Annotated in this window: 22 protein-coding genes and 2 pseudogenes; 13 read left to right on the top strand and 11 right to left on the bottom strand. The window is 73.2% G+C overall.

Annotation, left to right across the window (positions count from 1 at the left end; translation table 11 throughout):
* Positions 1-35 precede the first annotated feature (35 nt).
* Complete coding sequence (gene paaI, locus ACQ614_RS02420; protein ID WP_363493013.1) at positions 36-431, bottom strand: hydroxyphenylacetyl-CoA thioesterase PaaI; 396 nt, start codon at positions 429-431, stop codon at positions 36-38.
* 162 nt (positions 432-593) lie between these two features.
* Positions 594-1,337, bottom strand: a complete 744-nt coding sequence (locus tag ACQ614_RS02415; RefSeq protein WP_431676472.1) for a helix-turn-helix transcriptional regulator — start codon at positions 1,335-1,337, stop codon at positions 594-596.
* A gap of 145 nt (positions 1,338-1,482) precedes the next feature.
* On the opposite strand from ACQ614_RS02415, the gene ACQ614_RS02410 reads away from it, so the two are divergent.
* The 3 genes from ACQ614_RS02410 to folE all read left to right on the top strand — a co-directional run bounded on the left by ACQ614_RS02410 (position 1,483) and on the right by folE (position 2,867).
* Positions 1,483-2,019 (top strand): DUF2231 domain-containing protein, encoded by a 537-nt coding sequence (locus ACQ614_RS02410; protein ID WP_431676471.1) that lies wholly within the window; start codon positions 1,483-1,485, stop codon positions 2,017-2,019.
* Positions 2,020-2,068: 49 nt separating this feature from the next.
* A complete protein-coding gene (locus ACQ614_RS02405) occupies positions 2,069-2,194 on the top strand; it encodes a hypothetical protein (protein ID WP_431676470.1) in 126 nt (41 codons plus the stop codon).
* Positions 2,195-2,312: 118 nt separating this feature from the next.
* Positions 2,313-2,867, top strand: coding sequence for a GTP cyclohydrolase I FolE (gene folE, locus ACQ614_RS02400; RefSeq protein ID WP_431683805.1), 555 nt, complete (start codon positions 2,313-2,315; stop codon positions 2,865-2,867).
* Between the two features lie 60 nt (positions 2,868-2,927).
* Here the strand turns inward: folE and ACQ614_RS02395 are convergent, their stop codons facing one another.
* Positions 2,928-4,307, bottom strand: a complete 1,380-nt coding sequence (locus tag ACQ614_RS02395) for an MFS transporter (protein ID WP_431676469.1) — start codon at positions 4,305-4,307, stop codon at positions 2,928-2,930.
* 212 nt (positions 4,308-4,519) lie between these two features.
* Positions 4,520-5,161 carry a hypothetical protein gene (locus ACQ614_RS02390; protein ID WP_431676468.1) on the bottom strand — a complete coding sequence of 214 codons (642 nt, stop codon included), beginning with the start codon at positions 5,159-5,161 and terminating at the stop codon, positions 4,520-4,522.
* A gap of 192 nt (positions 5,162-5,353) precedes the next feature.
* Between ACQ614_RS02390 and ACQ614_RS02385 the strand changes: the two genes are divergently transcribed.
* Both ACQ614_RS02385 and ACQ614_RS02380 read left to right on the top strand, forming a co-directional pair.
* Positions 5,354-5,638 carry a hypothetical protein gene (locus tag ACQ614_RS02385; RefSeq protein WP_431676467.1) on the top strand — a complete coding sequence of 95 codons (285 nt, stop codon included), beginning with the start codon at positions 5,354-5,356 and terminating at the stop codon, positions 5,636-5,638.
* Between the two features lie 86 nt (positions 5,639-5,724).
* Positions 5,725-6,033, top strand: a complete 309-nt coding sequence (locus tag ACQ614_RS02380) for a hypothetical protein (RefSeq protein WP_431676466.1) — start codon at positions 5,725-5,727, stop codon at positions 6,031-6,033.
* Positions 6,034-6,461: 428 nt separating this feature from the next.
* Here ACQ614_RS02380 and ACQ614_RS02375 read toward each other — a convergent pair.
* Positions 6,462-7,519: pseudogene (locus ACQ614_RS02375) on the bottom strand (GlxA family transcriptional regulator).
* Between the two features lie 130 nt (positions 7,520-7,649).
* Between ACQ614_RS02375 and ACQ614_RS02370 the strand changes: the two are divergent.
* Both ACQ614_RS02370 and ACQ614_RS02365 read left to right on the top strand, forming a co-directional pair.
* On the top strand, positions 7,650-8,573 hold the full coding sequence (locus tag ACQ614_RS02370) for an NADP-dependent oxidoreductase (RefSeq protein ID WP_431676465.1): 924 nt from the start codon (positions 7,650-7,652) through the stop codon (positions 8,571-8,573).
* Positions 8,574-8,960: 387 nt separating this feature from the next.
* The gene (locus tag ACQ614_RS02365) at positions 8,961-9,671 is read left to right on the top strand and encodes a hypothetical protein (RefSeq protein WP_431676464.1); all 711 of its coding nucleotides are present in this window, start codon (positions 8,961-8,963) and stop codon (positions 9,669-9,671) included.
* Positions 9,672-9,936: 265 nt separating this feature from the next.
* Here the strand turns inward: ACQ614_RS02365 and ACQ614_RS02360 are convergent, their stop codons facing one another.
* Complete coding sequence (locus ACQ614_RS02360) at positions 9,937-10,740, bottom strand: ABC transporter permease (RefSeq protein ID WP_431676463.1); 804 nt, start codon at positions 10,738-10,740, stop codon at positions 9,937-9,939.
* Entirely contained in the window at positions 10,737-11,735 is a 999-nt protein-coding gene (locus ACQ614_RS02355) for an ATP-binding cassette domain-containing protein (protein ID WP_431676462.1), read from the bottom strand. Before ACQ614_RS02355 ends, ACQ614_RS02360 begins: the two co-directional genes overlap by 4 nt.
* 204 nt (positions 11,736-11,939) lie before the next feature.
* Here ACQ614_RS02355 and ACQ614_RS02350 point away from each other — a divergent pair, with 204 nt between their 5' ends.
* Genes ACQ614_RS02350 through ACQ614_RS02340 form a run of 3 tightly spaced genes read left to right on the top strand, consistent with a single transcriptional unit; the run spans position 11,940 to position 14,629 of the window.
* Entirely contained in the window at positions 11,940-12,734 is a 795-nt protein-coding gene (locus ACQ614_RS02350; protein ID WP_431676461.1) for a CPBP family intramembrane glutamic endopeptidase, read from the top strand.
* Positions 12,735-12,740: 6 nt separating this feature from the next.
* Positions 12,741-14,015: a sensor histidine kinase gene (locus ACQ614_RS02345; protein WP_431676460.1), complete on the top strand. Its 1,275-nt coding sequence runs from the start codon at positions 12,741-12,743 to the stop codon at positions 14,013-14,015.
* Entirely contained in the window at positions 13,979-14,629 is a 651-nt protein-coding gene (locus tag ACQ614_RS02340) for a response regulator transcription factor (RefSeq protein ID WP_431676459.1), read from the top strand. Before ACQ614_RS02345 ends, ACQ614_RS02340 begins: the two co-directional genes overlap by 37 nt.
* A gap of 85 nt (positions 14,630-14,714) precedes the next feature.
* Here the strand turns inward: ACQ614_RS02340 and ACQ614_RS02335 are convergent, their stop codons facing one another.
* From ACQ614_RS02335 to ACQ614_RS02325, 3 genes are all read right to left on the bottom strand, one after another.
* A complete protein-coding gene (locus tag ACQ614_RS02335; protein WP_431676458.1) occupies positions 14,715-16,175 on the bottom strand; it encodes an amino acid permease in 1,461 nt (486 codons plus the stop codon).
* 274 nt (positions 16,176-16,449) lie between these two features.
* Positions 16,450-17,253 carry a hypothetical protein gene (locus ACQ614_RS02330; protein ID WP_431676457.1) on the bottom strand — a complete coding sequence of 268 codons (804 nt, stop codon included), beginning with the start codon at positions 17,251-17,253 and terminating at the stop codon, positions 16,450-16,452.
* A gap of 98 nt (positions 17,254-17,351) precedes the next feature.
* A complete protein-coding gene (locus tag ACQ614_RS02325; RefSeq protein WP_431676456.1) occupies positions 17,352-17,570 on the bottom strand; it encodes a hypothetical protein in 219 nt (72 codons plus the stop codon).
* A gap of 235 nt (positions 17,571-17,805) precedes the next feature.
* Here ACQ614_RS02325 and ACQ614_RS02320 point away from each other — a divergent pair.
* Together ACQ614_RS02320 and ACQ614_RS02315 are read left to right on the top strand one after the other, a co-directional pair.
* A pseudogene (locus ACQ614_RS02320) lies at positions 17,806-18,435 on the top strand (serine hydrolase); the annotation flags it as partial.
* Entirely contained in the window at positions 18,426-19,346 is a 921-nt protein-coding gene (locus ACQ614_RS02315) for a phosphatidylinositol-specific phospholipase C (protein ID WP_431676455.1), read from the top strand. The pseudogene ACQ614_RS02320 and the gene ACQ614_RS02315, both read left to right, overlap by 10 nt.
* A gap of 77 nt (positions 19,347-19,423) precedes the next feature.
* Here ACQ614_RS02315 and ACQ614_RS02310 read toward each other — a convergent pair whose 3' ends face one another.
* Positions 19,424-20,839 (bottom strand): lamin tail domain-containing protein, encoded by a 1,416-nt coding sequence (locus tag ACQ614_RS02310; protein WP_431676454.1) that lies wholly within the window; start codon positions 20,837-20,839, stop codon positions 19,424-19,426.
* A 203-nt stretch (positions 20,840-21,042) separates the two neighbouring features.
* Here ACQ614_RS02310 and ACQ614_RS02305 point away from each other — a divergent pair, with 203 nt between their 5' ends.
* Positions 21,043-21,711 (top strand): peptidylprolyl isomerase, encoded by a 669-nt coding sequence (locus ACQ614_RS02305; protein WP_431676453.1) that lies wholly within the window; start codon positions 21,043-21,045, stop codon positions 21,709-21,711.
* The last annotated feature ends 6 nt before the right edge of the window (positions 21,712-21,717 follow it).

The raw sequence follows: 21,717 nt of genomic DNA, 5'->3' as shown, positions 1-21,717 counted from the left end.
GCCGCCGGGCAGAGCGCCGCGTCCGCCGGAATTCCTCAGTCGCTGCGCGGCTTTCCGGAGAGCGTGACGCTCTGCCCGCGGAATTCCGCGACGACCTTCCCGGTGGATTGCCGGACGGTCACGTCGTAGATTCCGTTCCGCCCCGAGCGCGACCGCTCCGCCGCCTCCGCCACCAACTCGTCGCCGACCGCCGCCGGAGCGAGGAAGGTGACCTGGGCCGCCTGCGCCAGGGTGACCGGGCCGTAGCTGTTGCACGCGTACGAGAACGCGGCGTCGGCGAGCAGGAAGATGTAGCCGCCGTGTGCGATGCCGTGGCCGTTCACCATGTCGGCGGTCAGCTTCATGCCCATGAGCGCGTGCCCCGCGGACACCTCGTCCAGGGTGATTCCCAGTGACCGGCACGTCAGGTCGCGCTCGAAGAGCGCAGCCATCCTGGAATTCACTGCTGCGCCCGGATCCGCATTATCGCCCATATTCCCCTGCCTCCCCGGCATCGTCCCGAAACGCCCGTTGATCCGTTCCCGGAATTACATCGAGCCGCACCGCCGGCTGTCAACGGTGACCCCCATTGCCCGCCGGGCCGGCAGCAGAATTCATGTGAATTCGGGCGGGGGAGAGGGCCGCAGCCGGACGCAGCACTCTCCGGGGGCGGGGGCGAGGACGGCATCGACGCCCGGGACGTCCAGGCCCTGGAGGTAGCCGGCGAGGAAGGCGTGGTTCATGCCGCAGACGAGGTCGGGCGCCTTGGCGGCGAGCGGGTGGAACGGGCAGTTGCGCAGCCGGACCTCGGTCGGGGACTCGCGCACGGGCTCGTACCCGTAGGCCTCGAGCATCTGCTCGCACATCGTCAGCCCGCGTTCCACGCCGAGCCGCCCGGGACGGCCGGCCTCGCGCTCCGCCTCGCCGAGCTGCCGTCCGCGCCGGCCCGCCACGTCCACGGCGGCCCCGGCCGCGCTGCTCCCGCCGCTCTGCGCCAGGACGGCGTCCAGGAGCAGGTCGGCCAGCAGTTCGTGGCGCCGATCGGGGATCGAGACGGTGATCTGGGCGCCGGTCGGCTCGTAGACCTTGGGCTGGCGGCCGACCTTGCGGACGGCGCCGGGGGCGCCGTAGCGGGCCCGCAGCAGGCCGGCGTCGACGAGCTTGTCGAGGTGGAAGGCGGCGAGCTTGCGGGAGATGCCCACGCTCGCGGCCGCCTCGTCCCGGGTCACCGGCCGGCCGGCCCGCCGGACGAAGGCGAACATCCGCCGGCGCGACTCCTCCCCGAGCACGCTCACCGACCGGATGCGGTCGGCCGGGGCCGTCGTCGCCGCGTTCTCGGTGCTCTCGTCACTGGTCACCCGCCCACGATAACTCCCACGGATGAGGTCGTGTCCGTGTGTTCGGCGCTGTGACCTGCCCGCCTTGACGGACACTCGAATAAAGACAAAACTTGTTGGTGAAAAGGCGGGGCCGAAGGGCCGCCGGCGCCGAAAGGGGCTCGGCATGACCAGTGAGCAGCAGTTGCAGGCGAAGCAGCCGGTCAGCGCGGCGATGGCAGGTCCCTACGGTCATCCGTTCCATCCGATCCTGGTCACCGTCCCGATCGGGGCCTGGGTGGCGAGCCTGGTCTTCGACATCGCCTCGCACGTGGTGGACGACCCGGCCTTCCCGGCACGCGGGGCGATGTGGCTGATCGCGGTGGGCGTGCTCGGCGCGCTGGCCGCGGCAGTGGTCGGCTTCCTCGACCTGCTCGCCATCCCGCCGGGCACCCCGGCCATGCGTACGGCGCTCGTGCACATGTCGCTCAACCTGCTGGTGACCTGCGCGTACGCCGGCGGCTTCTTCTGGCGGCACGCCGCCGGGGCCACGGGCAGCGTCGGGGCGGGGATGCTCGCCCTGTCCGCGGTGAGCCTCGCCGTGCTCGGCGTGTCCGGCTACCTCGGCGGCAAGCTCGCCTACCGCTACGGCGTGCGGGTGGCCGACGAGGCCACCCAGGCCGAGGGCTACACCGACACCCCCACCGGCACCGACCGGTCCTGAGCAACACCCTTCGGCCGCTCCTCGAAACCGATCCCTATGGAGGGTTCCCGTGGACATCGCAGCTCTCGTCACCTGGCTGGTCACCGCCCTCGCGGGCTTCTACACGCCGGGGGTGCGGATCCGGCGCGGAGGGGTCCTGGCCCTGCCCACCGCCCTCGGTGTCGGAGGCGGCTGAGATGTTCCAGCGCCCCGAACCCGTGCCCGAGGCCGGTGACGGCCGACTCCCCTCCCTGCGGCCGGTGCCCCGGGTCGGCGGCGAATCCCTGCCCCGGATCGGCGACGAGCCGGACCGCATGGATCTGGCCGCGGCCGAACGGGCCGCCGCCCAGTTCCTGCGTGCCCTCGGGATCCCCACCACCTCGGAGAGCCTCCGCGGCACGCCCGCCCGGATGGCCCGCGCCTACGCCGAGCTGTTCACCCCGCGTCCGTTCGACCTGACGACCTTCCCCAACGACGAGGGCTACGACGAACTCGTCCTCGCCCGTGCCATCCCGCTGCGGTCGGTGTGCGAGCACCACCTGCTGCCGTTCGTCGGCACCGCGCACGTCGGCTACCTGCCCGGCAGCCGGATCCTCGGCCTGTCCAAGCTCGCGCGTGTCGTCGAACTCTTCGCCTGCCGCCCCCAGGTGCAGGAACGCCTCACCCGGCAGGTCGCCGACTGGCTGCAGGAACACCTCGAACCCAAGGGCGTCGGCGTGGTCGTCGAGGCCGAGCACACCTGCATGACCCTGCGCGGCGTCCAGGCCACCGGCTCCCGGACCCTCACCTCCACCCTGCTGGGGACCCTGCGCGAGGACGCGCGTTCCCGCGCCGAGTTCCTCATGCTCACCGGCCTGTCCCGATGCTGACCGGCCCGTCCCGATGGGGCGGCGGCGTGCACGCGGGCGGGCCCTCCACCCGGAGCCCCGTCAGGGACGGTGCGCGGGTCGGGTCCTGTGTGCCGGGCGGTGCCTCCCGGGGCCGGCCGGGACGGCTGCCAGGTCGCGGTTCGCGGTCTCCCGGGCGAGCAGCGCCGTGGCGGCGGTGACTGCGCAGGCGGCGCCGAGGTAGAGGGAGACCGGGGCGGAGGTGCGGTACTCGTTCAGCAGGGCCACGGCGATCAGCGGCGCGGGGGCTCCGGCGAGGAGCGAGGCGAACTGGGTGCCGATGGACGCGCCCGAGTACCGCATCCGGGTGGCGAAGAGTTCGCTGACGAAGGCGGCCTGGGGTGCGTACATCGCGCTGTGCAGGGCCAGGCCGACCGTCGTGGCGAGCACGATCAGCGGGAAGCTGCGGGTGTCGACCAGGGCGAAGAACGCCCAGGCCCACACGCCCGTGCCGACGGCGCCGAGGAGGAACACCGGCCGGCGGCCGATGCGGTCGGACAGCGCGCCGAAGAGGGGCGTGAGCGCGAACTCGACGACCGCGGCGATCAGGACGGCGTCCAGCACGGTCCGCTGGGCGAGGCCGAGGACCGTGACGCCGTACGTGATCACGAACGTGCCAGCGATGTAGAACGAGATGTTCTCGGCGATCCGGACGCCGGCGGTGATCAGCAGCTCGCGCCAGTGGTACCTGAGGACTCCGGCCACCGGCCCGGGCTCCCGCAGCCCGGCGGCCCTGCGGGCACGGGCCTCCTCCAGCTCCTGGCGGAAGAACGGGGACTCGCCGGCGAGGATGCGCATCCACACGCCGACCGAGAACAGCACGGCCGAGAACAGGAACGGCAGGCGCCAGCCGAAGCCCTCGACCACCGTCGGCCCCCAGGCATCGTCCATGGCCCTCATCGAGCCGACGGCGAGGACGAACCCCAGCGCAGCCCCTCCCTGCGGCCAGGAGGCGAGCAGACCCCGGCGCCCGGCCGGCGCCCGCTCGGAGATCATCAGGACCGCTCCGGCCCACTCGCCGCCCAGGGCGAACCCCTGCACCAGGCGCAGCACGGTGAGCAGTACCGGGGCGGCGGGGCCGATCACGGCGTACGTCGGCAGACAGCCGATCAGCACGGTTGCCGCACCCATCGTCATGAGGCTGGTGACCAGGAGCCTCTTGCGGCCGTACCGGTCGCCGAAGTGCCCGAAGACGACGGCCCCGAGCGGACGGGCGACGAATCCGACGGCGTACGTCAGGAAGGAGAGCAGCACGCCGGTGAGGCGGTCCGATCCGGGGAAGAACAGCGGCCCCAGGACGGTCGCCGAGGCGATCGTGTAGACGAAGAAGTCGTACCACTCGATCGTGGTCCCGAGCAGGCTGGTGCCGACGATGCCGGGGAGGCGTTCGGGAGCCTGCGGAGCCGTCCACGGTCTGGCCATGCGGGTGCCACCGTCCCGGGGTGAGGGCGGGGTCCGCCGGGCCGGCCCGGCCGGCACCCGCCGGTGATCGCGTCGGCCGAAGACTCGCAAACCCCGGCCGGGCACTGAATGGGATGCACCGCCACGGGAGTCGTGCCGGGTGTGGAGCGCAGGCCCATACGCCGTCCGACCCCGTCGGGTGTGAACGCGTCGGCCGCGAGGCCCGTACGGGCTCAGCCGAAGTGGACGATCAGCCGGACGTTGTCGTCGCCGTGGATCCCGCCGAGGGTCCGCATGATCGAGAAGACCGGTTCCCACTTCTGCGAATCGTCGAAGACGAGCCGGCGCCGGGTGAGGACCGCAGGCCGGAAGAGGTGCGAGCCCACCTCGACGCAGGCTCCCGGCGGCCACGCCCGGGGATGCCCGTTCTCCTCGCCGAACCGCTCCTCCGCCTCGTCGACGACCTCGTTCGGCGTCCACACGAGGCCGTCGTACTCGAGTCGGCCGTCGGTCTTCCTCCGCCACCGCTCGAGGTGGTGGAAGGCGGCCAGGCCGTCCACCGTGCACGGCTCGTCCCAGTCGACGGCGGCGAGTTCGGCCCAGGTCGCGTACGAGTGGCTGTGCTCGACGGGGTCCGGCTCGTCAGCTGCGGCCCGGAGGAGCGGCGTGGCGTCGTCGGGCAGGCCGCGCTGGTCGAAGAGCGGCACGAGGTCCTCGGTGCTGGGGTACCCGAACAGGCAGTCCCACGAGAGCCGGTCGCCGCGGCCGTGCCGCAGCTCGTCCAGCGTCAGGACGACCCGCCACGGCGAATCCCGCGCCCACCTCTCGTCACCCCACAGGCGGCACTCGATGACTCCCCCGATGTCCACTCCCACGGGCACGGACTCTACGGCGTCCGCCCGGAGGCGTGGACATCCGGGGGAGAGGGCGGACTCGGCGGCCGCGGTCGGCTCGGCTCACCGATGGGGCTGTCCGGGTGCCTTCCGGGCGCTTCGAGGACGGGAGGCGTCCGGCGGCGGGTATGTCGTCTCGCACGAGACGGTCCAGAGACCCGCGAGGAGAACAGCATGTACGCAGCAGTGCGGCGGTACGAAGGCGTGACCGATCCGGCCGAGGCAGGACGCCGGGTGGCCGAGGGATTCGTGCCCCTCCTCCGCCAGGTGCCCGGATTCGTGGCCTACTACTGGGTCGACGCCGGGGACGGAGTGATGCTCTCCACCAGCGTCTTCGAAGACCGGGCCGGGGCCGAAGAATCCATCCTGAGGGCGGCGGACTTCGTGCGGGACAACCTCGCATCACTGCTCCCCAACCCCCCGCAGGTCACGGCCGGCCAGGTGGTGGCTGCCGGGTAGCGACCTGCACAGCGGGTGCGGGCGGTTCGGTCCGCCTGATCGGTGCAGGAGAACGGACCGGCGGCACGGCGCGACGGGAGTGGGACGTGGACTGGTACGGGGTCCGGTGCGTGTTCGAGTGGACGACGCCGGGCGGCAGGGCCTTCGAGGAGCGGATCACGCTCTGGCAGGCATCGTCGGCCGACGAAGCGATCGCCCTCGCCGAGGCGGAGGCCGAGACGTACGCGGCCGACAACGGCTTCGATCGTCTGGATTTCGCCCAGTCCTACCGCCTGGGCGGCGCACCGGGCCCGGGCGCGGAGGTCTTCTCGCTGCTCCGGGACAGCGCGCTGGAGCCGAGCGAGTACCTCGACGCCTTCTTCGACACCGGCACCGAACGCCAGCAGCACCACTGAGCGCTTTCCGGCCTGAAGGTGCTGGTCAGCGGCCTGGGGGGCGGCCGTCGGCAGGTGCCTGCTCCGGCCGGTGCGGTGCCGCCGCTTCCACGGTGACCGGGCGTCCCGCAACCGCGGCGGCCGCGAGCTTCCGCCGGTCCGGTCGGTCACCGTCGAAGAACTCCGGCAACAGCACCGCTGCTGCGGCCTCGGCCTCGGCCTCCGGCCTCCGGCCCGTCGAGGCGCAGTACCCCGCACCTTTGCCGACGGCTCCGTTCCGCCGCTGCCGAGACGGGTTCGCCCTTCGTGGATTTCGGACCGCTTCCACGTCCTCGCGCTCACCGACGTCGTCGGTGCCGCAGCCGACAGCCGCACCACCGCCTCCTCCCACAGGACGATCTCCCAAGCGGTCGTCAGCTGACCGGACTGCATCGCACTTCCCCCGGGCCCTATGCCGTTGGTTCGGCGGCGTCCTGGTGGGGGTTGAAGGTGCGGCGCCAGGTGGCGGGTGGGATGCCGTAGGCGGTCCGCATGTGGGTGCGCAGGGAGTTCGCGGTGCCGAAGCCGGAGCGGTGGGCGACGAGGTCGATCGGCAGGTCGGTGGTTTCGAGGAGGTGCTTGGCCATCTCGAGACGCTGCGCGGTGAGCCATTGGACGGGGGTCATGCCGGCTTCGTCGCGGAACCGGCGGGTGAAGGATCGCAGGCTCATCCGGGCGTGCTCGGCGAGCCGGGTGAGGGGAAGGGGCTCGTCGAGGTGTTCCAGGGCCCAGGCGCGGGTGGCGGTGGTGCTGGCGAGGGTGGGTTCGGGGACGGGGCGGTCGATGTACTGGGCCTGCCCGCCGTCCCGCCAGGGCGGCACCACGCACATGCGGGCGGCCCGGTTGGCGATGGCGGTGCCGTGGTCGCGGCGGATGAGGTGCAGGCACAGGTCGACGCCTGCGGCCACGCCGGCGGAGGTCAGGACGTCGCCGTCGTCGACGAACAGGACGTCCTCGTCGACCTTGACCTTGGGGTAGGCGCGGCGGAACTCCGGGGCCAGGTTCCAGTGGGTGGTGGCGGGCCGGCCGTCCAGGAGCCCGGCGGCGGCGAGCACGTAGGAGCCGGTGCAGATGGACACCAGCCGGGTGCCCGGCCGGATCCGGGCGATGGCCGCGGTGATCCCGGGCGGCAGCGGGCCGCCGTCGCCCAGCTCGGGCATGGCGTGCGTGGGCGGGACGATCACGGTGTCGGCGGCGGCCAGGGCCTCCGGGCCGCGGCCGGCTGCACGGTGAAGCCGGCGTCGCTGAGGACGGGAGCACCGTCGGCCGTGCAGACGGTGACGTCGTAGAGCGGGCGGCCCTCGGAGTCCTGCGCGCTGCCGAAGACACGGGAGGGGATGCCGAGTTCGAAGGGCGGGACCCCGGGCAGGGCGAGTACGGCGATCCGGTGCTGCTGCTGCTGCGCCGCCGCCCGCTCCGCCTCCCGGTCGCGTTGCTGCTCGGTGGTTTCCGCCTGCGCTGTGGCCATGGCCAGATCCTGTCACATAGTGGCCAAACGGCCAATACTGCGACGGGCGGGGATACCGGATCGTGGAGTGCGTCGCCCGGGAGGACCGCGGCGGCGTACGGATCGAGATGCGAAGGACGAGGCGGACAGCATGCGTGCGGTGGTCGTGGAGCAGTGGGGCGGGCCCGAGACGTTGGTCGAGCGGGAGGTCGAGCGGCCCGAGCCGGGACTGAACGAGGTCCTGGTGCGCGTGCACGCGGCCGGGGTGAACCCGGTGGACTGGAAGACCCGCGCGAGCGGGGCCCTGATCGGATGGGGCGAGGTGCCGGTGGTGGGCTGGGACGTGTCCGGGACGGTGGAGGCCGTCGGACCCGGCGTGGGGATGTTCCGGCCCGGTGACGAGGTCTTCGGGATGCCGCTGTTCCCGCGCCAGGCGGGCGGCTACGCCGAGTACGTGGTGGCGCCGGCCCGGCACCTGGCCCCGAAGCCCGCGGGTCTGAGCCACGTGGAGGCGGCGGCGCTGCCGCTGGCCGCGCTGACCGCCTGGCAGGCCCTGGTGGACGCGGCGAACGTGCGCCCGGGGGAGCGGGTGCTGGTGCATGCGGCGGCCGGCGGGGTCGGGCACTTCGCGGTGCAGATCGCCAAGGCCCGTGGCGCGTACGTCATCGGCACGGCCAGCGCGGGCAAGCACGACCTGGTGCGGGAACTCGGCGCGGACGAGGTGGTCGACTACCGCGCGGTGCCCTTCGAGGACGTGGTGTCCGACATCGACGTGGTGCTGGACGGGCTCGGCGGCGAGACGGCCGAGCGCTCGCTGAAGGTGCTCCGGGCCGGTGGCCGACTGATCACGCTGCCCGGCCCGGACGACGTTCCCGCCGCCGGGGACGGGGTGCGGGCGACGTGGGTCCTGGTCGAGCCGGACCACCTGGGCCTGCGGGAGATCGCCGCCCTGGTGGAGCGGGGCGCGCTGAGGCCCGTGGTCGACACGGTCCTGCCGCTGGCCGAGGCCGCGAAGGCGCACGAGATCGGCGAGCAGGGCCGCACCACCGGCAAGATCGTCCTGGCGGTCGCCTGACCCGCAGTTCTGTAGCCGGGGGGTTGTCCGGCCGGGGAGGGGTGAAACGAAGGCCGGGCGGAGAACACGGCCCGGCCGGCAGCGGCCCCTCCGCCGGCCCGGACCGGTCTCCGCCGGGGTTCGGACCCGGCTGCCGAGACCTCCCTCTCCGGCGGCCGGGGAACCGTCCGGGACCGGGCCCGGAGGCTGCGTACGTGCCGACGCCCTCCCCGGACCGGCGTTGTCGGCGCCGCCCCGTACGGTACGGGTGCCGGGCCGGACGGAGATCGTGAGGGACTCGCGGCCACGGGGGTGGGCAGTACGTCCCCGGCAGCCTGCTCGGGACCGAAAGGACCGAACCCCGCCCCCGGCCCGAGGACGCGACGAGCAGGGAGGAGCGCGGAACCGATGACGCCCGCCATGAGGCAGGACGACCTGCTCGCGCCCTACCGGTCGGGCGACTTCGCCGCCGCACGGCGCCGTGTTCGGCAGATCGCCCGCGAGTACTGCGCCGCAGCGGCCCACGGGGCACATGAGACCCACGAGGCGTACGAGCGGGTGCTCCGCACCATGCTCGCCCTGACGCACGCGCCCCGCGTGCTGTCAGGCCCGACCGAGGGCAGCGCGGCGGCCGAGGCCTTCGTCGACGGGGTCGTGCTGCGCAAACTGCTGGCCGACGCGGAGCAGTCCGGCACCGTCCCGGACTCCGCCGCACACCTGGAGACCTTCCGGCACGGAGTCTGGAGCCTGGAAGCGCTGGCCCCCTGTGCAGGACGGCTCGACCGCGGGCACGATCACGGCTGGCTGGTCGCCTCCGTCCGCAAGCTGCTCGCGGCCTACCACCGTTGGCACGACTTCGGGGCCGGCACCGACCTGTCCACCGCCATGACGGGTCTGGAGGTCCTCGCCGTACGGATCGCCGAAGCGGGCGACCTCTCTGCCGCCCGCCCCGCGGCGAAGATGATCGTCCAGCTGCGCCGCCGCCAGGTCCACGCGTACGGGGCCGGGTACCACGCGGCGCTCGCCGCCTCGCTGGACCGCCTCGCCGCAGCCTGCGAGCGGGTCGGTGACGTCCGCGGTGCCGGCGCCTGCCGGGCGGAGGCCGCCGCGCTGCAGTAACTGCATCGTGGCCGCGGCCGACCCCATCCGCTCCCCGGGCTCGGCCGGGACCACCCGGACGTGGTGAACCTGCGCCACAACGGTTTGCCGTCCCAGCGCCGTGGGCCGGTCATGGAGGGCCTTGTCGACCGGCTGGTCCCGGACGGGCCGGGGAACTGTTCCGCCGTGCGGTCCTGCCGGGCGATGGTGGTCCGCGACCCGTCCCCTCCCCGTCGGCACCGTGGCCGAGTGGACTTGCCCCGCGCCGGGCCCGCCCGCCGTCCGTTCAGGCCCGGGAGCGGTAGGCCCGCATCGCCAACGGGATGAACACCGCCGCGATGGCGGCCGCCCAGGCGAGCGACCACAGGACCGGCCCGGCCACCGGGCCGCCGGTGAGCAGTCCCCGGTAGGCGTCCGACAGGTGCGTCACCGGGTTGACGTTCACCCAGGCCTGCATCCAGCCCGGCATGGTGTCCACGATCACGAAGGCGCTGCTGGTGAAGGTGATCGGGAAGATCAGCGTGAACGCGAACACCTGCACCTTCTCCGGATCCCCGGCCAGCATCCCGATCAGCACCGCGCACCAGGACATCGCCGCCGTGAACACCAGCAGCAGGGCGACCGCCGCCAGGAGCCCGCCGAACCCGGTGGTGATCCGGAACCCGAGCAGCATCCCCAGCCCGATCATCAGCAGCATCGCCCACAGCTGCTTGCACAGGTCCGCGGCGATCCGCCCGAACAGCGGCGCCGAGCGGGCGATCGGCAGGCTCCGCAGCCGGTCGAACACGCCCTTGGTGAGGTCGGTGTTGAGCGCCATCGCGGTGTACATGGTGGTGAACAGCGCGTTCTGCACGATGATCCCGGCCAGTGCGTACTGCAGGTACTCCTGCGGGGAGCCGGCCATCTGCCCGCCGAAGACGTAGGTGAACAGCACCACGAACATGATCGGCGTGACCGAGAAGTCCACCAGCTCCAGCGGGTTGTGCTTGACCGAGACCAGGCTGCGCCAGGCCATGGTGCCGGTCTGCTGGAGGGCGGCCAGCGGCCGGACCCGGCCGTGGGCGGTCAGCGGGGTGGTGACGGTGGTCATGACCTGCTCCCGGTCGGCTCGAACTCTTCCTCGCCCGGTACGGCCTCCGGTTCGCCGTCCTCGGGCCGGGTGCGGTGGCCGGTCAGCGACAGGAAGACCTCGTCCAGCGAGGAGCGGCGCAGTGCCAGCTCGCCGACCGCGATCCCGGCGTCCTCCAGCCGCCGCACCACGGCGGGCATCAGCGCCGGGTCGTTCACCGGCGCGGTGACCAGGTCGCCCTCGATCTTCGTCTGCGCCCCGGCGAGCTGCCCGACCAGCTCGTGGGCCCGCGCCAGGTCCCGGCCGCGGATCGGCCGCAGTTGCAGCACCTGCCCGCCGACCTGGGACTTCAGCGCGTCCGGGGTGCCCTCGGCGATCACCCGGCCGCGGTCGATCACCACGATGTCGTCGGCCAGCCGGTCGGCCTCCTCCAGGTACTGGGTGGTGAGCAGGACGGTCACGCCCTCGCCGACCAGGCCGCGCAGCAGCTCCCACACCTCGCCCCGGCTGTGCGGGTCGAGCCCGGTGGTGGGCTCGTCCAGGAAGAGGATCCGCGGCCGGCCGACCAGGCCGGCGGCGAGGTCGAGGCGCCGCCGCATGCCGCCGGAGTACGTCTTCACGGCCCGCCCGCCCGCCTCGCTCAACCGGAACCGGGCCAGCAGCTCGGCCGCCCGGGCCCGGGAGTCGCCGCGCGGCATGCCGAGCAGGCGGCCGATCATCAGGAGGTTCTCGGCGCCGGTGAGATTCTCGTCCACCGCGGCGTACTGGCCGGTCAGACCGATCAGCGCCCGCACCCGGCCGGCCTCCCGGACCACGTCGTGGCCGGCCACCGCGGCCCGACCGCCGTCCGGCTGCAGCAGCGTGGCGAAGATCCGCACCGCCGTGGTCTTGCCCGCCCCGTTCGGCCCGAGCAGCCCCAGCACCGTCCCGGACCGCGCGGTCAGGTCGACCCCGGCCAGCGCCCGGGTCTCCTTGAACGACTTGGCCAGGCCCTCGGCCTCGATCGCGTACGACATGAACATGCCTCCGCATCCGCTCGGCTGGACACGCACCCCTCCACTCTCCTGCAACCCGGCCCCCGGAGGCAGCCCGGCACCGCGGCGGCCCCGCCTCGCCGCCCCGTCCGGCCGTCCTGCCCGGGCGGGGGTGTACCCAGGTACACCCCCGTCCGGTATCCAGCTGCAATGGCAGCGGCCCCGCGGCCCGGCATCGTCGGTGCCATGCGAAAGACACCCGTGGACACCACGGCGACAGCCCTGTTCCTCGTCGTCGCCTTCCTCGCCGCCGGCCTGCTCGGCGCACTCCAACCCGCGACCCCGATACCCCCGGAGGTCGTCCAGCTGACGCAGTTCGGGCCGGCCCTCGGGGTGGCGGCCGCCGCGCTGCTGCGGCCGGGGCGGGTGCGGGCACTGCTGACCGGTGGCCTGCCGGGACGGGGAGGCCGCGGCCGTGGGGCACTCCTGCTCGCCACGGCACCGCTGGTCGTCGTGGTGGCCGCGGGCGCGTACGCGGCCCTCACCGGGGACGCCCGGCCGAACCGCCCCGGCGCCCCGTTCGCACTGATCGCCGCGGCGCAACTGGTCGGCGCGTGCGGCGAGGAGATCGGCTGGCGCTGTTTCCTGCAGCCGATGCTGCGCACCCGGCTCGGCCTCCTCGCGGCCTCGACCGCGGTCGGAACGGCGTGGGGCGTCTGGCACGTCCAGGTCTTCGCGCAGCACCCCGTGTACGCGGGTGCGTTCCTGGCGGCCGCGGTGTCGATGTCGGTCGTGCTGGGATGGGCCCTCGACGGCGCCGGGATCTCCGGGCTCCCGCTCGCGGGGGGATTCCACGCCCTGGTCAACCTCGCCATGCTGCTGCTGATGGACGAGGAGTCCGGCGCGGTGCTGCCCATGGTCCTGTTCGGCGCCTCGTGCCTGGCGGCGGCAGCCCTGTGGACCTGGTGGGGCGTCAGGCGGGGGTGGAGGACGGCGCCGACACCGGCTAGGCTCCCGAGGATCATGGAAAACGTCCGATAAGCCGCGATGCTCGACAAGCCCCGTGCGGCCCTCTCCCGCGCCTGTGTCGCGGTCGGCCGGTGCCAACTGGCGAGCCTGCACGCGCTCGCCGCGTCGGCGGTCGGCGCGCTGGTCTCGCTCGCCCTCCTGCTGGTGCCGGTGGGCGTCGGCCTCCGGCTGCTGCCGCCCGCCGCACGGGCTCTGCGCGCACTGTCCGACCGCTCGCGGGCCCGCGCCGCCCGGTGGACGGGCGTCCGGATCGACCCGCCCGACCCGCTGCCCGCGGACCGCACCGGTCCGGCCCGCAGGCAGGCGGGCGCGGTCCTCGCCGACGACGGGTTCTGGCGCGACCTGGCGTGGGCCTGGCTGGAGCCGGTGACCGGCGGCCTCCTGGTCGCCGTCCCCCTGGCGCTGGTCGAGTACGGGGCGTTCGGCGCCCTGGTGCAGCCGTTCGTCTGGCGGGCCCTCGGCGACGGAAACTGGTACGCCTTCGTCCCGGTCCGCAGCACCGCGACCGTGCTCGCCGCACTGCTGCTGGGCCTGGCCCTCGCCGCCGGCGGCCTCCTCGTCGCCCCCGCCGTGCTGCGACTGCACGCCCGGACGGGCCGGGTGCTGCTCGCACCGGCGCGCAGCACCCGGCTGAACCGGCGGATCGAGCACCTCACCGACACCCGCGGCCGCGCCCACGACACCCTGGCCGCCGAACTGCGCCGCCTCGAACGGGACCTGCACGACGGCGCGCAGGCCCGGCTGGTCGCCCTGGGGATGACGCTGGACCGGGCCACCCGGGCGCTCGAGACCGACCCGGCGGCGGCCCGCGAACTCCTGCAGGACGTCCGCCGGACCTCCGAACGGGCCCTGCAGGACCTGCGCGACCTCGTCCACGGCATCCACCCGCCCGTCCTGGCCGACCGCGGCCTCGGCGACGCGGTCCGCTCGCTGGCGTTCGACAGCTTCCTGGACGTCCACGTCGACGCCAGGCTGCCGGCACGGCTCCCGGCACCCGTCGAGTCCGCGGCCTACTTCGCCGTCGCCGAGGCGATGACGAACGCCGCCAAGCACTCCGGGGCCCGCGAGGTCCGCATCGCCCTGACGCACGGGGACGGCCTGCTGCGCGTCGTCGTCGCCGACGACGGGCGCGGCGGCGCCGACCCCGCCGGGGGCACCGGGCTGGCCGGGGTGCGGCAGCGCCTGGACACCTTCGACGGCACCCTCGCCCTGCACAGCCCGCCGGGCGGACCGACCACCGTGACCCTGGAGATACCGTGCGCGTTGTCCTCGCCGAAGACCTCTTCCTGCTGAGGGACGGGCTGACCCGCACCCTCCGGGAACACGGCTGCGAGGTCGTGGCGGTGGACAACGGTCCGTCCCTGCTGCGCGCCCTGCTCGACGCGGGCGACACGGCGCCGGACGTCGCCGTGGTGGACGTGCGGCTGCCGCCGACCTTCACCGACGAGGGCCTGCAGGCGGCCCTGGAGGCCCGCCGCCGGCGGCCCGGCCTGCCCGTCCTCGTGCTCTCCCAGTACGTCGAGCCGCTCTACGCCAACGAACTGCTGGCCACCGGGGAGGGAGCCGTCGGGTACCTGCTCAAGGACCGGGTCACCAACACCGAGCAGTTCGTCGACTCGGTCCGCCGCGTCGCCGCCGGCGGCACGGTGATGGACCCCCAGGTCATCTCCCGCCTGCTGACGCGCGGCGACGCCCGGGGCACGATCGGCGGTCTGACGCCGCGTGAGCGCGACGTCCTGGAGCTGATGGCGGAGGGCAGGTCGAACGCCGCGATCGCGCACACCCTCCACATCAGCGAGAGCGCCGTCGCCAAGCACATCGCGAGCATCCTGACCAAGCTCCGGATCGGCCCGTCGGCGGACGACAACCGCCGGGTGCTGGCCGTGCTGGCCTATCTCAGGCAATGAGCCGCTCTCAGGCAATGAGCCGCACGCACCGGCCGGGCCCCTGCGGGACGCTTCCCGCAGGGGCCCGGTCGTGCCGGTCGTGCCGTCAGCCCCGGTGGGCCTCCGCGGTCGCCCGGACCCGGCCGCGGACCAGGAACCAGCCGCCCACCAGCGCTGCCGCGATCAGCGGGAGGCAGGCGACGGTGGTGCGGCCCACGCCGCCGTCCAGCCACATGAGCACCACCACGGAGGCGAGGAAGCCCAGCGTGACGATCTGCGTCCACGGGGCCCAGGGCAGCCGGTAGCCGGGCCGGGTGACCCTGCCGTCCCCGGCGCGCCGCCAGAACAGCAGCGAGCAGACCATGATCATGGCCCAGGTTCCGAGGATCCCGATCGAGGCGAAGTTGACGACCAGTTCGAACGCCTCGCCCGGCATGACGTAGTTCAGCACCACGCCGAGCACGCCGAACGCGGCGGTCAGCAGGATGCCGCCGTAGGGGACGCCGCCCCTGTTCATCACGCCGGTGAACTTCGGCGCGGAGCCCGCCACCGACATCGAGCGCAGGATGCGGCCCGTCGAGTAGAGGCCGGAGTTCAGGCTGGAGAGGGCGGCGGTGAGGACCACCAGGTTCATCACGCCGGCCGCGCCGGGGACGCCCAGCTTGTCGAAGACGGTGACGAAGGGGCTCTGCTCCCCGGAGTAGGCGGTGTACGGGAGCAGCAGGGCGAGCAGCACGACCGAGCCGACGTAGAACAGGCCGACGCGCCACATGATGGAGTTGATCGCCTTCGGCATGATCTTCTCGGGGTGCTCGGTCTCGCCGGCCGCGACGCCGCACAGCTCGACGGAGGCGTACGCGAAGACCACGCCCTGGACGAGCAGCAGCATCGGCATCACACCGCCGGGGAAGATCCCGCCGTTGTCGGTGATGGTGGCGAGGCCCGGGGTGTGGCCGCCGACCTCGTGCCGGGTGACGACCAGGAAGATGCCGACGAGCATGAAGGCGATCAGCGCGGCGACCTTGACGATCGCGAACCAGAACTCCATCTCGCCGAAGTACTTCACCGAGATCAGGTTGGCCGCGAGGACGACGGCGAGGGCGATCAGCGCCAGGACCCACTGCGGGACGCTGCTGAACATCGCCCAGAAGTGGGCGTACGTCGCGGCGGCCGTGATGTCGGCGACGGCCGTGGTCGACCAGTTGAGGAAGTACAGCCAGCCCGCCGTGTAGGCGCCCTTCTCGCCCATGAACTCGCGGGCGTAGGAGACGAAGGCACCGGAGGACGGCCGGTAGAGGACCAGCTCGCCGAGCGCGCGCACCACGAAGAAGGCGAAGACACCGCAGACCGCGTACGCGATGAAGAGGGAGGGGCCCGCGTTCGCCATGCGGCCGCCGGCGCCGAGGAAGAGTCCGGTGCCGATCGCGCCGCCGATGGCGATCATGTTGACGTGACGGGACTTCAGGTCCTTGCGGTACCCGGCGTCTCCGGCGTCGACGTGCGGGGAGGGGGCCGTCGGCGCCCCGGTGGCGAGCGGGTCGGCCGCAGTCGTCGTGCGGTCACTCATGGAGTTGTTTCGCCTTCGTGAGGGGAGGGATGTCCTGCTTCGCCCCGGTGCGACGGTGGTGAGAGTGGTCACCGCGGCACGGGGCTGACGGCACATCCTGACGGCAGGCGAGGCTTCTCGGCAGTGGCTGATGTCACGTTCGGCATAGATTTGCAGGAGATTTGAGCTTTCTCCCTCATTTCGTGCGGGAGCTTTGGGATTTGCGCCTGCAGAATCGGACCCGGGTGCAGGGGTTGCCGGTGAGGTGGGCGGGGCGGCCGGTCGTGACGACCGATCAGGCCGGCGGCGGAAGGTCCAGGAAGTCCATCCGGTTGTCGGCGCTCAGCACCTCGCCCCGGACGGGGGCCCGCACCTCGCGGCGCAACTCCCCGACCGCGGGCTGGGCGAAGGAGACGGTGAGCGTGTACGGGGGCTGACCGACGATGGTGTTGTGCGCGTCGATGGGCGCCATCAGCCGCTCGGTCACGGTCGTGAGGTCGTGTCCTGCGCACAGGGCCTCGGCCGGGAGGACCACGATCCCGCTCGCCGCGTCCGGTCCGAGGCGGATGTGTCCCTCGGGGCTGCGGCTCGCCCCCTCGCCGAATTCCACCCGCAGCCCGTACCCGCCGCCGACCAGTCCGTCCGGGCCCTCGATCTCCACGGCGACGCCCTGCGGGGCCAGCCGGTCGGGCAGGTCCATCGTCCCGCCCGGGCCCGCCGCGAGCAGCAGGCCGATCTCGAAGCGACCCGGATCGTGCGCGCCCTCGGACACCGACCCGTACGAGCCGAGGGTGAGCTGCGGCCCGGGCACCGGGCGGTCGGGTTCGCGCTCCGGCTCCGGCTGCTCCGGCTCGGGCGGAGGCTGGGGGAGGAGGTGGAAGCCCTTCTCGCCGCACCGGCTGTGGAGGGACGTCCCGCCGCCGGGCAGCGGGGTGTCGACGGTCGGCGGGGCGACGAGGGCCGGCGCCGCCTCGGGGGCGGGCAGGCGGTGCGTGGCCGGCCCGCCGTGCTCCCGCGGCTCCGGCCGGTAGACGACGAGGCCGGTGATGCCGAGTATCAGGACGACCCACGGGGCGGCCTTCCTGGCCCGCTCGTTCACACGTTCCCTCCTCCGCGATGCCGGGAGGATATCGGAGGCGTGCGACGGCGCCGCCGCCCGGTGCAGTGCCCGGTGCGGCGGAGGCCGGTGCCGGTCGGTCAGCCCGGGATGTCGAAGGTGGAGGGGAGGAAGATCAGGGCGGCGGCGACGAAGAGGAGGGCGATGGGCGTCCCGATCGGGATCTGCACCGTGTCGGCCGGGTTCAGGAGTCGCGTCCGCACGTGGCTGGTGGCGGCCGAATCCCGGGCGTGGGCGGTCGTCGGCACGACCGACAGCAGCAGGGCGGCCAGGATGCTCACCGCGGAGTTCCGGAGCATGTCGAGTCCTTCGGTTCGGGGACGGTCTCCGACATCCGCTGCGCCGTGGCTCGGTCGGCCGTGTCCTGAGGGATTTCGGGTGGGGGCCTGCTGGCCGGGCGGCTCGTACGGGGGTCGGGATTCCCGCGGGCCCCGGGAGGGTCCGTGGTTGTCGACCAGTCAAGGTGCGGCCCGCCGCACCGGCCAGTGGCAGCGGCCGTGCGGGTGACCCGGCCGAGGACGCCGGCCCTCACGCGGACTGCGGGCCTCGGTCGGCGACCTGCTGCGCTGGGCCCGCTTCCAGCCCGGCACCGGGGACGGTGTGCTGCCCGCCGAGGCGCTGCACCGGATGAAGGAGCAGACCGTCGAGCTGCGCGGCAGCTCGCTCGGCGACGCCTTCGGCATCGGCTGGTTCCTGCGCGACGTGGACGGCGTGCACACGGTCGGCCACGGCGGCTCGGGCAACGGCCAGTTCTCCGAGCTGCTGCCGGTGCCGGAAAGGAACTTCGTGGTGGTCTCGCTCGCCAACGCCGGACCGGACGGCTACCTCTTCAACCAGGCGATCGTGCGCTGGGCGCTGGAGCACTACCCCGGCGGCGTCCACCCCGGCGCCCGCGACCGGGACGGCGAGGTACCGGAACTCCCCGCCGGCTCGGGCCCGGGCGGAGTACGGCTGCCACTCGAGTGGGTACGTCCCGTGCAGCGTACGGGTATTGGGCGGATAGGCGCCCCCGGCCCACCGGAGCGTTCCGGCGAGGGTCCGGCCCGGGTGGGGCCGGAAGTCGCTGTCGCGCGCGGGTATGGCCGTGGGGCCGGGCGGGCGCCAATAATGGGCATGCTCATGACCTGTCGGACCCTCACCGGAAGGTTGTCACCTTGTTCCTGACCGACACTCCGATCACGAGACGCACGTTCGCCCGCTCCGCGCTCGCCGCCACGCTCGCCGGTGCCGGGCTCGGGCTCGGTGCGCCGCAGGCCTCCGCCGTCCGGGCCGCGAGCGTCCCCGGCGGCGCCGACTGGCTCGGCGCACTCGGCCCGGACGCCGTGCTGTCCCGGCTCACCCTCCCCGGCACCCACGACACCTGCGCCCTGTACGGCGGGGCGCTGGTGCAGACCCAGACTCTCAGTGTCCCGGACCAACTGGCCGCCGGTGTGAGGTTCCTGGACATCCGGTGCCGGGCGATCGACGGGGTGTTCGCGATCCACCACTCGTCGTTCTTCCAGAAGATCTTCTTCGGTGACGTGCTCAACCAGGTCGGCGCGTTCCTCGCCGCACACCGGGGCGAGACCGTGGTGATGCGGGTCAAGCAGGAGTACTCCAGCGTCCCGGACGCCGACTTCGGGGCGATCTTCGCCGACTACCAGCGGCGCTGGCCGGGCCTGATGTGGACCGAGGACCGCATACCGCGGCTCGGCGAGGTCCGCGGCCGGATCGTGCTGCTCGCCGACAACGGCGCGCTCCCGGGCATCCGCTGGGGCGGGTCGCGCACCGACATCGAGGACGACTACGACATCGGCACCATCTTCGACTTCTACAACCGCAAGTGGCCGGAGGTCTCCGCGCACCTGGACGCCGCCCGGGCCTCCGGCGACCCGAACCGGCTGTTCCTCACCTTCACCTCCAGCTCGGGCTGGGGCCTGTGGCCGCGCCAGGCCGCCGACGCCGCCGCCTCGAAGCTCCGCGGCTACCTCGGCGGGCTCGACCACGCCTCCCGCCCGGTGCTCGGCACGGTCCCGATGGACTTCGTGACGGCGGACTCCGTGCGCAGCCTGTACGCGCTGAACTTCGGCGGCTGACGGCGAGGGCGCCCGCCCGGGCCCGCACGACGGCGGCCCCGGCCGAGAGGGCCGGGGCCGCGGTCACCGACGCCGTGTCAGCAGCTGACGGTGCCCCGGCGCAGCGCGTGGCCGGAGGTGTTGCTGTCGTCCGCCCAGTACACCGGCTTGGAGCCGGCGGTGCACTCGTCCGCCCCGGCCAGGGCGAAGCCCTCGTTGTTGATGTTCGCCATGCCGCTCGGACGGTTGTAGACGGCAGTGGTGGCGAACACGCCGGAGGCGTTGACCTGCATCGTCCGGTGCTGGCCGCTGCAGGTGTCGTCGCAGACCACCCACAGGCGCGAGGCCTGGGGCTCCCACTGCACCTCCATCACCCCGGCCATCCCGCTGCTGATCGAGGCGACGCGGGTGAAGGCGCCGGAGTCCTGCAGTACGTAGCCGTACACCATGCCGGTGCCCTCGACGCCGACGAAGAACACGCCGGCGGTGTGCGTGCCGTACCCGGCCGGGTTGTAGGCGGCCCCCGTCGACTCGTCCTTGAAGCCGGCCGCGGTCAGCGCCGTGTCGGGGACCCAGGTGATGCCCTCGAAGCCCAGGTTGGAGCCCACCGACGGCAGGTCGGACGTCAGGTTCCACTCCTTGGCGGCGGTCAGCGTGGTGCCCGTGCCGCTCACGTCGTACCGCAGCACCGACAGCCGGCTGGTGCCGGAGGCGTCGCCGTTGCGCTCGCTCGCCACGAACACCCCGGCCGACGAGCCGGAGCCGGTGACCGTCACGCCCTCGCTGTCGGGTGTGCCGGTGCCGCCGGTGAAGCGCAGCGTCTTGCCGGAGGTCCAGCCGTTGGCGGTGTCCGGCTGCCAGCCGCCGGAGCCGTTCGGGACCAGGCGCCACAGCTTGCCGGAGTTCTGCGCGCCCCACATCACGCCGCCCTCCTGGTGGAGGCCGCTGAGATCCGTGCCGAACACGTTCGAGGCGTCGGCCGTCGCGATCGAGCTGCCGCCCGGCCACGCCGCCGGCGTGCCCCCGCCGCCGCAGCTGTTGGCGGCGCCCAGGGTCAGCGCCGCCGACCCGAACGTGCCCGTGCCGTCCGGGCAGCGCGACCAGGACGGCGAGGAGTGGCTGCTCCAGGTGAAACTGTCGACCAGCGTGCTGCCGCCCGGCAGGTACAGCCGCGCCTTGTCGGAGGAGCCCAGGCCGAACGAGTTGTGGACGTCGAAGGCCCGGAACCCGCCCGCGGCCAGCACCGTCCCGGAGGCGATCGTGTAGTTCGAGCCGTTGTTGTCGTCCTTGAGGACCCAGCCCGACACGTCGACCGCGGCGGTGCCCTTGTTGTAGAGCTCGATCGAGTCGTTGACGCTGCCGGTGGTCACCACTTCGTTGATCCGGATGTCGTCCACCGGGGCCGCCTGGGCCGGCGACACGGCGAGGGGCCCGAGGGCCAGCGCCGGGCCGGCGACGGCGACGAGGAAGAGGCGGAGGCTGCGGCGCCACCGGGGCATGCGTGATGCTGTCACGAAGTCCGTCCTGGGGTCGTTCTGACAGGCCGGCACCACCGTCCCGGCCCGTGCCGAACGGGCCTCCTCCGGCAGGCGAGTGCACCGTGAACGCTGGACGAACCGGAGCCCCCGTCGCGGCCACCGTCCGTGCGGCGCATGGCCGCCGTCCGGGCGGGGCATGGATGACGGGTCCGCGCCAACTCCACCCGGAAGGCTGCCACGTGAAGCGCAAGTCCTGGGCCCTGCTCACCGCTCTGACCACCCTGCCGCTGGCCCTGTCCAGTACCACCGCGGTCGCCCTGCCGTCCGCCGGCGGTGGCACGGCGACCACTGCCTGCAGCTACACGCCGGCGGTTCCGGCCGACAACTTCAAGGGCATCCCCGTCTTCGACGCGAAGAAGGCCGCGAAGCCGTACAGCGCGACCCTGCGGACCAGCCAGGGCCCGATCACCTTCAAGGCGCTGACCGACAAGGCCCCGTGCACCACCTTCTCGTTCCGGTTCCTGGCCGAGCACGACTACTTCGACCGCAGCCACTGCCACCGGCTCACCACCCAGCGGATCTTCGTGCTGCAGTGCGGCGATCCGACCGGCACCGGCAGCGGCGGGCCCGGCTACTCGTTCCCGGACGAGAACCTGGAGGGCGCCACCTACCCGGCCGGGACGGTCGCCATGGCCAACGCCGGTCCGAACACCAACGGCAGCCAGTTCTTCTTCGTCTGGAAGGACACCAAGCTCTCGCCCAACTACACGCCGTTCGGGCAGGTCACGGCCGGGCTCGATGTCCTGCAGAAGATCGCCGCGGGCGGCGAGGACGACCAGAACAACCCCGGCGACGGCTTCCCGAACCTGCCCGTCAACATCCGGCACGTCGGCATCACCAAGCGCTGACCGGCC

This window comes from Kitasatospora dryopteridis, from assembly GCF_050749075.1.
In the GTDB taxonomy this organism is placed as follows: Bacteria; Actinomycetota; Actinomycetes; order Streptomycetales; family Streptomycetaceae; genus Kitasatospora.
The sequence above is the reverse complement of the archived record's forward strand: the minus strand, read 5'-3'. Positions and strand labels throughout refer to the sequence as shown.

What these genes read in the sequence shown, in the direction of transcription:
- paaI (WP_363493013.1), bottom strand. Translation starts at nt 431, where the DNA reads ATGGCTGCGCTCTTCGAGCGCGACCTGACGTGCCGGTCACTGGGAATC.
- ACQ614_RS02410 (WP_431676471.1), top strand. Translation starts at nt 1,483, where the DNA reads ATGACCAGTGAGCAGCAGTTGCAGGCGAAGCAGCCGGTCAGCGCGGCG.
- folE (WP_431683805.1), top strand. Translation starts at nt 2,313, where the DNA reads ATGGATCTGGCCGCGGCCGAACGGGCCGCCGCCCAGTTCCTGCGTGCC.
- ACQ614_RS02395 (WP_431676469.1), bottom strand. Translation starts at nt 4,307, where the DNA reads ATGGCCAGACCGTGGACGGCTCCGCAGGCTCCCGAACGCCTCCCCGGC.
- ACQ614_RS02385 (WP_431676467.1), top strand. Translation starts at nt 5,354, where the DNA reads ATGTACGCAGCAGTGCGGCGGTACGAAGGCGTGACCGATCCGGCCGAG.
- ACQ614_RS02370 (WP_431676465.1), top strand. Translation starts at nt 7,650, where the DNA reads ATGCGTGCGGTGGTCGTGGAGCAGTGGGGCGGGCCCGAGACGTTGGTC.
- ACQ614_RS02365 (WP_431676464.1), top strand. Translation starts at nt 8,961, where the DNA reads ATGACGCCCGCCATGAGGCAGGACGACCTGCTCGCGCCCTACCGGTCG.
- ACQ614_RS02360 (WP_431676463.1), bottom strand. Translation starts at nt 10,740, where the DNA reads ATGACCACCGTCACCACCCCGCTGACCGCCCACGGCCGGGTCCGGCCG.
- ACQ614_RS02355 (WP_431676462.1), bottom strand. Translation starts at nt 11,735, where the DNA reads ATGTCGTACGCGATCGAGGCCGAGGGCCTGGCCAAGTCGTTCAAGGAG.
- ACQ614_RS02350 (WP_431676461.1), top strand. Translation starts at nt 11,940, where the DNA reads ATGCGAAAGACACCCGTGGACACCACGGCGACAGCCCTGTTCCTCGTC.
- ACQ614_RS02345 (WP_431676460.1), top strand. Translation starts at nt 12,741, where the DNA reads ATGCTCGACAAGCCCCGTGCGGCCCTCTCCCGCGCCTGTGTCGCGGTC.
- ACQ614_RS02335 (WP_431676458.1), bottom strand. Translation starts at nt 16,175, where the DNA reads ATGAGTGACCGCACGACGACTGCGGCCGACCCGCTCGCCACCGGGGCG.
- ACQ614_RS02325 (WP_431676456.1), bottom strand. Translation starts at nt 17,570, where the DNA reads ATGCTCCGGAACTCCGCGGTGAGCATCCTGGCCGCCCTGCTGCTGTCG.